The following is a 7,534-nucleotide window of genomic DNA, read 5'->3' on the forward strand; positions in this document are numbered from 1 at the left end:
GGGCCTTGCCCGAGACCAGGTAGTTGGTCGCCTGGTTGATCATGGTGGCGACCTGGGTGTCGAGCAGCGCCAGGTCGATCTGCTGGCCCTCCCCCGTCCGTTCGGCATGACGCAGGGCCGCCAGAATGCCGGTGGCCGCGTACATGCCGCACATCACGTCGACGATCGCGACCCCGACCTTCATGGGCTCGCCGTCCGGCTCGCCGGTCACGCTCATGAGCCCGCCATGGCCCTGGGCCAGGTAGTCGTAGCCGGCGCGGTCGCAATAGGGGCCGGTCTGGCCGAAGCCGGTGATCGAGCAGTAGACCAGGCTCGGGAACTCCTCCTTCAGCTGCTCATACGCCAAACCGTAGCGGGCGAGCGCGCCGACCTTGAAGTTCTCGACCAGGACGTGGCAGTCGGCCAGCAGCCGGCGGACCAGGGCGGCACCTTCCGGGCGCGCGATGTCGATCGCCACCGAGCGCTTGTTGCGATTGGCGCAGAGATAATAGGCGCTCTCGCCGGTATCGGCGCCGTTCTCGCCTGTGACGAAGGGCGGGCCCCATTTGCGCGTGTCGTCGCCCTCGCCCGGCCGCTCGATCTTGATCACGTCGGCGCCCAGGTCGCCCAGGAGCTGGGTGCAGCTGGGGCCTGCCAGGATCCGGCTGAGGTCGAGGACGCGGACGCCGTCGAGCGGCAGGGGCTTGGACATGGGGCTCTGGATGCCTAGCTAGTGGCCACGGACGCAGGACGCTCGCAGAACGGGGCGGCAGCCTCAAGCCGTGCCGGTTGTCCCGCGGATTCTTGGCCGCACCGTGCGTCACGATCGCTTGACATCATCGGCGCAGACGCCAATTAAGCAGTGAAAACAGGACCGCTCCGGTCTGGAATGGTTCCGAGCTGCTTCCCCAGGTCTGGTAGAGCGTGATCCGACTGAGCCGCCTTGCCGATTACGGGATCGTGCTGACCACCCAGGTCGCACGCTACCCCAACCGCCACTGGAGCGCGCCCGAGCTAGCCGCGGCGACCGGGATCCCCTTGCCCACGACCAGCAAGCTGCTCAAGACGCTGGTCCGCTCCGGGGTGCTGGTCAGCCATCGCGGGGCGCGCGGCGGCTACGGCCTGGCGGATGCCGAGCGGCGGGTGTCGGTCGCGGAAGTGATCGAGGCGGTGGAAGGGCCGATCGCGATCACGAGCTGCCTGGACCCGAACGGTTCCGACTGCAGCCTCGATTCGGTGTGCCTGACCCGGACCAACTGGAACACCATCAACCGTGCCATCCGCGTGGCACTCGCGGCGGTATCCATCGAGGAGATGGCGACCGCGGTGCCGGAGGCCTTCATGGATAGCCACGCGGACGACGAAGCGGGACGGAAGCAGGCGCGCCCGTCCGGACATCTTTCGGCCTGACGGCCGCATATCGGGAGATCGACATCCATGGCGACCGCGCTCGAGACGGTCCGTGAATATACCGGCGGCGAGTACAAGTACGGCTTCGTCACCGATATCGAGGCGGACATCGCGCCAAAGGGCCTGAGCGAAGACGTCATCCGTCTGATTTCGGCCAAGAAGCAGGACCCGGACTGGCTCACCGAGATGCGTCTGGCCGCCTACAAGCGCTGGCAGACCATGACGGAGCCGACCTGGCAGAAGGTCGACTACGAGCCGATCGACTACCAAGCCATCAGCTACTACGCGGCGCCCAAAATCAAGGAGCGTCCGAAGAGCCTGGACGAGATCGACCCCGAGATCCGCCGCACCTACGAGAAGCTGGGCATCCCGATCAAGGAGCAGGAGATCCTGGCCGGCGTCGCGGTCGACTACGTGTTCGACAGCGTCTCGGTGGCCACGACCTTCCGCAAGAAGCTCCATGAGCTGGGGATCATCTTCTGCTCGATCTCCGAGGCGATCCAGGACCATCCCGAGCTCGTCCGCAAGTATCTGGGCAGCGTGGTGCCGGCCGGCGACAACTTCTTCGCGGCGCTGAATGCGGCCGTCTTCACCGACGGTAGCTTCGTCTACATCCCCAAGGGCGTGCGCTGCCCGATGGAGCTGTCGACCTATTTCCGCATCAACGAGAAGGGCACCGGCCAGTTCGAACGGACCCTGATCATCGCGGACGAGGGCTCCTACGTCAGCTACCTGGAAGGCTGCACAGCACCCCAGCGTGACGAGAACCAGCTGCACGCCGCGGTGGTCGAGCTGATCGCGCTCGACGATGCCGAGATCAAGTACTCGACCGTCCAGAACTGGTATCCGGGCGACAGCGAGGGCAAGGGCGGCATCTACAACTTCGTGACCAAGCGCGGCGCCTGCCGCGGCAAGAACAGCAAGATCAGCTGGACTCAGGTCGAGACCGGCTCGGCGATCACCTGGAAGTACCCGTCCTGCATCCTGCAGGGCGACAACTCGGTGGGCGAGTTCTACTCGGTCGCGGTGACCAACAACCGCCAGCAGGCCGACACCGGCACGAAGATGATCCATATCGGCAAGAACACCCGCTCGCGCATCGTCGCGAAGGGCATTTCCGCCGGTACCTCGGACAGCACCTATCGTGGCCTGGTAAAGGTCCTGAAATCGGCCGAGGGTGCGCGCAACTACACCCAGTGCGACTCGATGCTGATCGGCGACAAGTGCGGCGCGCACACCGTGCCCTATATCGAAGTGCGCAACCGCTCGGCCAAGTGCGAGCACGAGGCGACCACGTCCAAGATCTCGGACGACCAGCTCTTCTACTGCCGCCAGCGCGGCATCTCGGAGGAGGACGCCGTGGCGCTCATCGTCAACGGCTTCTGCCGCGAGGTGATGGACGAGCTGCCCATGGAGTTCGCGGTCGAGGCGCGCAAGCTGCTCGCGATCAGCCTGGAACACAGCGTCGGCTGATCAGCGGCCACGCCTCCCACGGAACAAGTCGGGGGTGCCGCGGCACCCGATCGGATCAAGAAGTCATGCTCGAAATCAAAGACCTGCAAGCTACCATCGAGGGCCAGGACAAGCAGATCCTGAATGGGCTCTCGCTGACCGTCAGGCCGGGCGAGGTCCATGCGATCATGGGCCCGAACGGCTCGGGCAAGAGCACGCTCGCCTATGTCCTGAGCGGCCGGGATGGCTACGAGGTCACCGGCGGCAGCGCCACGCTGGACGGCGAGGACCTGCTCGAGCTGGAGCCCGAGGAGCGGGCCGCGGCTGGCCTGTTCCTGGCCATGCAGTACCCGGTCGAGATCCCGGGCGTGTCGAACATGTATTTCCTGCGCCAGGCGATGAACTCGATCCGCAAGGCGCGGGGCGAGGAAGAGATCTCGGCAGGCGCCTTCATGAAGCTGGTGAAGGAGCGCGCGGCACTGCTGGGCGTCGGTGGCGAACTGCTCAAGCGTGACGTCAACCGCGGCTTCTCCGGCGGCGAGAAGAAGCGCAACGAGATCCTGCAGATGGCCATGCTGCAGCCCAGGATCTGCATCCTGGACGAAACCGACAGTGGCCTCGACATCGATGCGCTGCGCACGGTGGCAGACGGCGTTAACGCGATGCGCTCGCCCGATCGCGGCTTCCTGATCATCACCCACTACCAGCGCCTGCTCGACTATATCGTGCCGGACCATGTCCACGTGCTCGCCAAGGGCCGGATCCAGACGAGCGGCGACCGCTCGCTGGCCCTGGAACTGGAAGAGAAGGGCTATGGCGGCGTGCTGGGCGCCGAGTTCGCCGAGGTCGCGGCATGAGTGCCCTGCGCAATCGCACCGCTGAGCCGGTGCCTGGCTTCGCCGAGGCGCTGGAGCGCCTGCGTGGCGAGGCGGCCGGCAGTTCCGGCCGGGCGCTGGAGCAGCGCAACGCCGCCTTCGAGCGCTTCCAGGCGCTGGGCGTGCCGACCCCGCGGGTCGAGAACTGGAAATACACCAACGCCGCCAGCTTCGCGAACCGCCCGTTCGCCCTGGCCCCGCGCGGCACGGTCGATCCCGACCTCGTCATCCCGCATTTCGCGGGCGGCCATAAGGCACGCCGGCTGATCCTGGTGAACGGCCGGACGGTTCCGCAGTTCAGCCATCTGGGCGGCCTGCCCGCCGGCATGACCGTGCGCCCGCTCGCCCAGGTCCTGGCCGAGACGCCGGAACTGGTCGACCGGACCAGCGTCAACGACGAGCCCGAGCACAGCTTCGAGGCGCTGAACCGGGCGTTGGTCGAGGACGGCGCCTGGATCTCGCTGGAAGACGGTGTGGCGCTCGACGAGCCGCTCCAGGTCATCTCGATCCTGACCGAGGCCGAGAGCGCCTTCATGGCCCATCCGCGCCATGTGATCCGGCTGGGCAGGAACGCGAAGCTCCGCCTGATCCTGACCACGGTGGCGCTGGGCCAGGCGGAAAGCCTGCTGAACCAGGTCGAGACGGTCGAGATCGCCGATGGCGCGGACCTCACCATCGACCGGACCCTCGAGCAGGGCCAAGGCCGCAGCGCCATCACCCGCTCGCGCTTCGTGCTGGGCAGCAGGTCGCGGCTGCAGCAGACCACGGCTTCGATCGGCGGCAGCCTGATCCGCCATGAGATGGAGGCCCGCCTGCGCGGCACCCATAGCGAGGCGATCCTGAATGGCCTGATGATGCCGCAGGGCACCGAGCACGTGGACACGCTGATCCGGATGCACCACGAGATGCCGGACTGCCAGTCGGACCAGTTCTACAAGACCGTGGCGGACGATCGCGGCCGTGCTGTGTTCGCTGGCAAGATCTTCGTGCACAAGGACGCGCAGCGCACCAATTCGTATCAGAAGAACGACAGCCTGCTCCTGTCGGACGATGCCGAGATCGACGCCAAGCCCGAGCTCGAGATCTATGCCGACGACGTGAAGTGCAGCCACGGCGCCACCTGCGGCGACCTGGATCCTGCCTCCCTGTTCTATCTGCGCTCGCGCGGGATGGACGAGGCGCTGGCCCGCTCGATGCTGACCTTCGCCTTCACCGGCGAGGTGCTGGAGCGGATCGCGGACGAGAGCGTGGACCACATCGTGCGCCGCATGATCCTGAGCCGCCTGCCGGGTGGCGAGCGGCTGGCCGAGCTGGGATGAGCGACATGGCCACCGAGGTCCGGGCACCGGGCGACGCCCTCACCTTCGATCCGGACGCGGTGCGCGCCGCGTTCCCGATCCTCGACCAGGAGATGAACGGCCGGCCGATGGTGTTCCTGGACAGCGGGGCCAGCACGCAGAAGCCCGAGGCGGTGATCGCGGCCGAGGCCGAGTTCTACCGGCACGACTACGCGAACATCCATCGCGGCGTGTACGATCTCAGCCAGCGCGCCAGCGACGCGTTCGACGGCGGCAGACGCAAGGTGCAGGCGTTCCTGGGGGCCGCCGACTGGCGCGAGATCGTGTTCACCCGCAACACGACCGAGGCGATCAACCTTGTGGCCTGGTCGTTCCTGGAGCCCAGGCTCCAGCCGAGCGACGAGATCCTGGTCACGACCATGGAGCACCACTCCAACATCGTGCCCTGGCAGCTCGTCGCCATGCGCCATGGCGCCAAGGTCGTGGCGGTGCCGATCACCGATGCGGGCGAGCTCAACCTGGCCGCCTTGCGGGAGATGATCGGGCCGCGCACCAAGATGCTGGCCTGCACCTGGGTCTCCAACGTGCTGGGCACGGTCAACCCGGTCGCCGAGATCGTCGGGATCGCCCATGCAGCAGGCGTGCCGGTGCTGCTCGACGCCGCCCAAGCGGTGCAGCACGTGGCGGTCGACGTCCAGGAAGTAGGCGCCGATTTCCTGGCCTTCTCCGCGCACAAGATCTACGGGCCGTCCGGCGTCGGCGTGCTCTATGGCAAGCGGGAGCACCTGGAAGCCATGCCGCCCTGGCAGGGTGGTGGCGGGATCGTCGACCGGGTGACCTTCGAGGGCACGACCTATGGCGAGATCCCCTTCCGCTTCGAGGCGGGCACGCCGGACATCGCCGGCGTTCATGGGCTGGGTACAGCCCTCGACTGGTTCGGCCAGTTCGACATCCGTGCGGTCGAGGCGCATGAGATCCGGCTGATGGCCGAGGCCCAGCGCGCCCTGCAGCAGATCCCGGGCCTCCATGCCCTGGGCGACCCGCGGCACCGGACAGGGGCTCTCTCGTTCTGGGTGGATGGGCTGCACCATCAGGACGTGGGTGCCATGCTCGACCTGGACGGCATCGCCATCCGCACCGGCCATCACTGCGCCCAGCCTTTGCACCGGCGCTTCGGCCTGGAGGGCAGTGCGCGGGCCTCGTTCGGCATCTACAATAACGAGGCGGACGTCGCGGCGCTGGCGGATAGCCTGCGCTACATCGTGCGCAAGTATGGCTGAGGAAGCGGACATGGACGAGAAGAGCGGCCTCGATCGCGCCGAAGCATTTCTCCAGGAAACACCCGAGGATGCCGCCCAGCGCGCCCGCGCCCTCGAAGTCGAGCAGCTGGGCAACCAGATCGTCGACACGCTGAAGACGATTTACGATCCCGAGATCCCGGTAAACATCTATGAGCTCGGCTTGATCTACAAGATCGACATCGAGGACGACAACCGGGTCATCGTCACGATGACCCTGACCTCGCCGAGCTGCCCGGTCGCCGAGTCGCTGCCGATCGAGGTGGAAAACAAGATCACGGCGCTCGAGAGCATCCCCGGCTGCACGGTCGAGATCACCTGGGACCCGCCCTGGCATCCCTCGATGATGTCGGAAGAGGCGCAGCTCGAACTCGGCATGATCTACTGAGCCGACCAGTTCGGGAGCCTCAAATCTGGCGAAACAACCGCCGCATGTAGAAGGCTGCCCGGCCCGGCGACCAGTTTGGCCGATCAGCGCCATAGCTAAGGAGCCGCCAGTTCTTGGCTGCCAGTTGGACGCACCGCTCGATCCGGACAGTCCGCAGATCAGCGCGTCCCATGGCCTGCAGGATTTCTCGCACCATCAACCACTGCCCCCAGCAGTTGGGATGTATGCCATCGGGATGAATGGGATCAAGACGACTGCTTGCCAGACAGTAGTCACGCCATTCATCCATGCGGCGGTTCATGTCGATCAATATGGTCCGGCCAAATGGTTGTCCGCGCTTCCAATAGATGCTGTTAGCGGCCATCCGAATAGCATCATTCGCCGATAGTATTCGACCATCTGCTGTCCGATAGCGCCGATCGTACTCCATGCTGGGGTACTGGCCTCGAAATGGACGGTAGTCGAACATCGTCATGAGGATGCAGGTGGCGTTCACACGGTTGATCACCGCCTGCCGCCAGTTGCGAACTTTATGGAAGTAGGCGACCGGATCGGCGCCGTGCTTGCCGGCATCCTCGAACACGACGCAATCGCCGGCGCGGATTGTGCCGCTCTCGACCAGCGTACGGACCATGGATGGATCGGCGCCACCCGCATAGCCGATGGCAAGCTGGTTCTGACGATTCTCCACAGCCAGTTCGCGCATGCAGGCCGCGATCGAATGCCAGCAGAAAAGCGGATGTCCCTGTACCAGGCTTATATCTCGCGGCTCATTGCCATTTCTTGTCGGATCTATCCCTTCCCCGTTCCAGAACTCACCCAGCGCCCAGCCAC

At 65.9% G+C, this 7,534-nt stretch carries 7 protein-coding genes and 1 pseudogene; 6 read left to right on the top strand and 2 right to left on the bottom strand.

All coding sequences use genetic code 11. The annotated features are described in order from the left end of the window. On the bottom strand, positions 1-691 hold a 691-nt coding region (locus tag EQG76_RS21955; RefSeq protein ID WP_200841015.1), incomplete at its 3' end, for a CaiB/BaiF CoA transferase family protein. A 212-nt stretch (positions 692-903) separates the two neighbouring features. On the opposite strand from EQG76_RS21955, the gene EQG76_RS21960 reads away from it, so the two are divergent. The 6 genes from EQG76_RS21960 to EQG76_RS21985 all read left to right on the top strand — a co-directional run bounded on the left by EQG76_RS21960 (position 904) and on the right by EQG76_RS21985 (position 6,700). Beyond that, the gene (locus EQG76_RS21960) at positions 904-1,389 is read left to right on the top strand and encodes an SUF system Fe-S cluster assembly regulator (protein ID WP_159716454.1); all 486 of its coding nucleotides are present in this window, start codon (positions 904-906) and stop codon (positions 1,387-1,389) included. A 27-nt stretch (positions 1,390-1,416) separates the two neighbouring features. Then, complete coding sequence (sufB, locus tag EQG76_RS21965) at positions 1,417-2,862, top strand: Fe-S cluster assembly protein SufB (RefSeq protein WP_159716455.1); 1,446 nt, start codon at positions 1,417-1,419, stop codon at positions 2,860-2,862. Positions 2,863-2,927: 65 nt separating this feature from the next. Next, the gene (gene sufC, locus EQG76_RS21970; RefSeq protein WP_159716456.1) at positions 2,928-3,698 is read left to right on the top strand and encodes a Fe-S cluster assembly ATPase SufC; all 771 of its coding nucleotides are present in this window, start codon (positions 2,928-2,930) and stop codon (positions 3,696-3,698) included. After that, complete coding sequence (sufD, locus tag EQG76_RS21975) at positions 3,695-5,035, top strand: Fe-S cluster assembly protein SufD (protein WP_159716457.1); 1,341 nt, start codon at positions 3,695-3,697, stop codon at positions 5,033-5,035. Before sufC ends, sufD begins: the two co-directional genes overlap by 4 nt. Then, positions 5,032-6,294, top strand: coding sequence for an aminotransferase class V-fold PLP-dependent enzyme (locus EQG76_RS21980; protein WP_159716458.1), 1,263 nt, complete (start codon positions 5,032-5,034; stop codon positions 6,292-6,294). Before sufD ends, EQG76_RS21980 begins: the two co-directional genes overlap by 4 nt. Positions 6,295-6,304: 10 nt before the next feature. Further along, on the top strand, positions 6,305-6,700 hold the full coding sequence (locus EQG76_RS21985) for an SUF system Fe-S cluster assembly protein (protein WP_159716459.1): 396 nt from the start codon (positions 6,305-6,307) through the stop codon (positions 6,698-6,700). Between the two features lie 19 nt (positions 6,701-6,719). On the opposite strand, the pseudogene EQG76_RS21990 reads toward EQG76_RS21985, so the two are convergent. Beyond that, positions 6,720-7,534 (bottom strand): annotated as a pseudogene (locus EQG76_RS21990) (hypothetical protein); the annotation flags it as partial.

It is taken from the genome of Geminicoccus flavidas (assembly GCF_009806515.1).
Classification (GTDB): domain Bacteria; phylum Pseudomonadota; class Alphaproteobacteria; order Geminicoccales; family Geminicoccaceae; genus Geminicoccus; species Geminicoccus flavidus.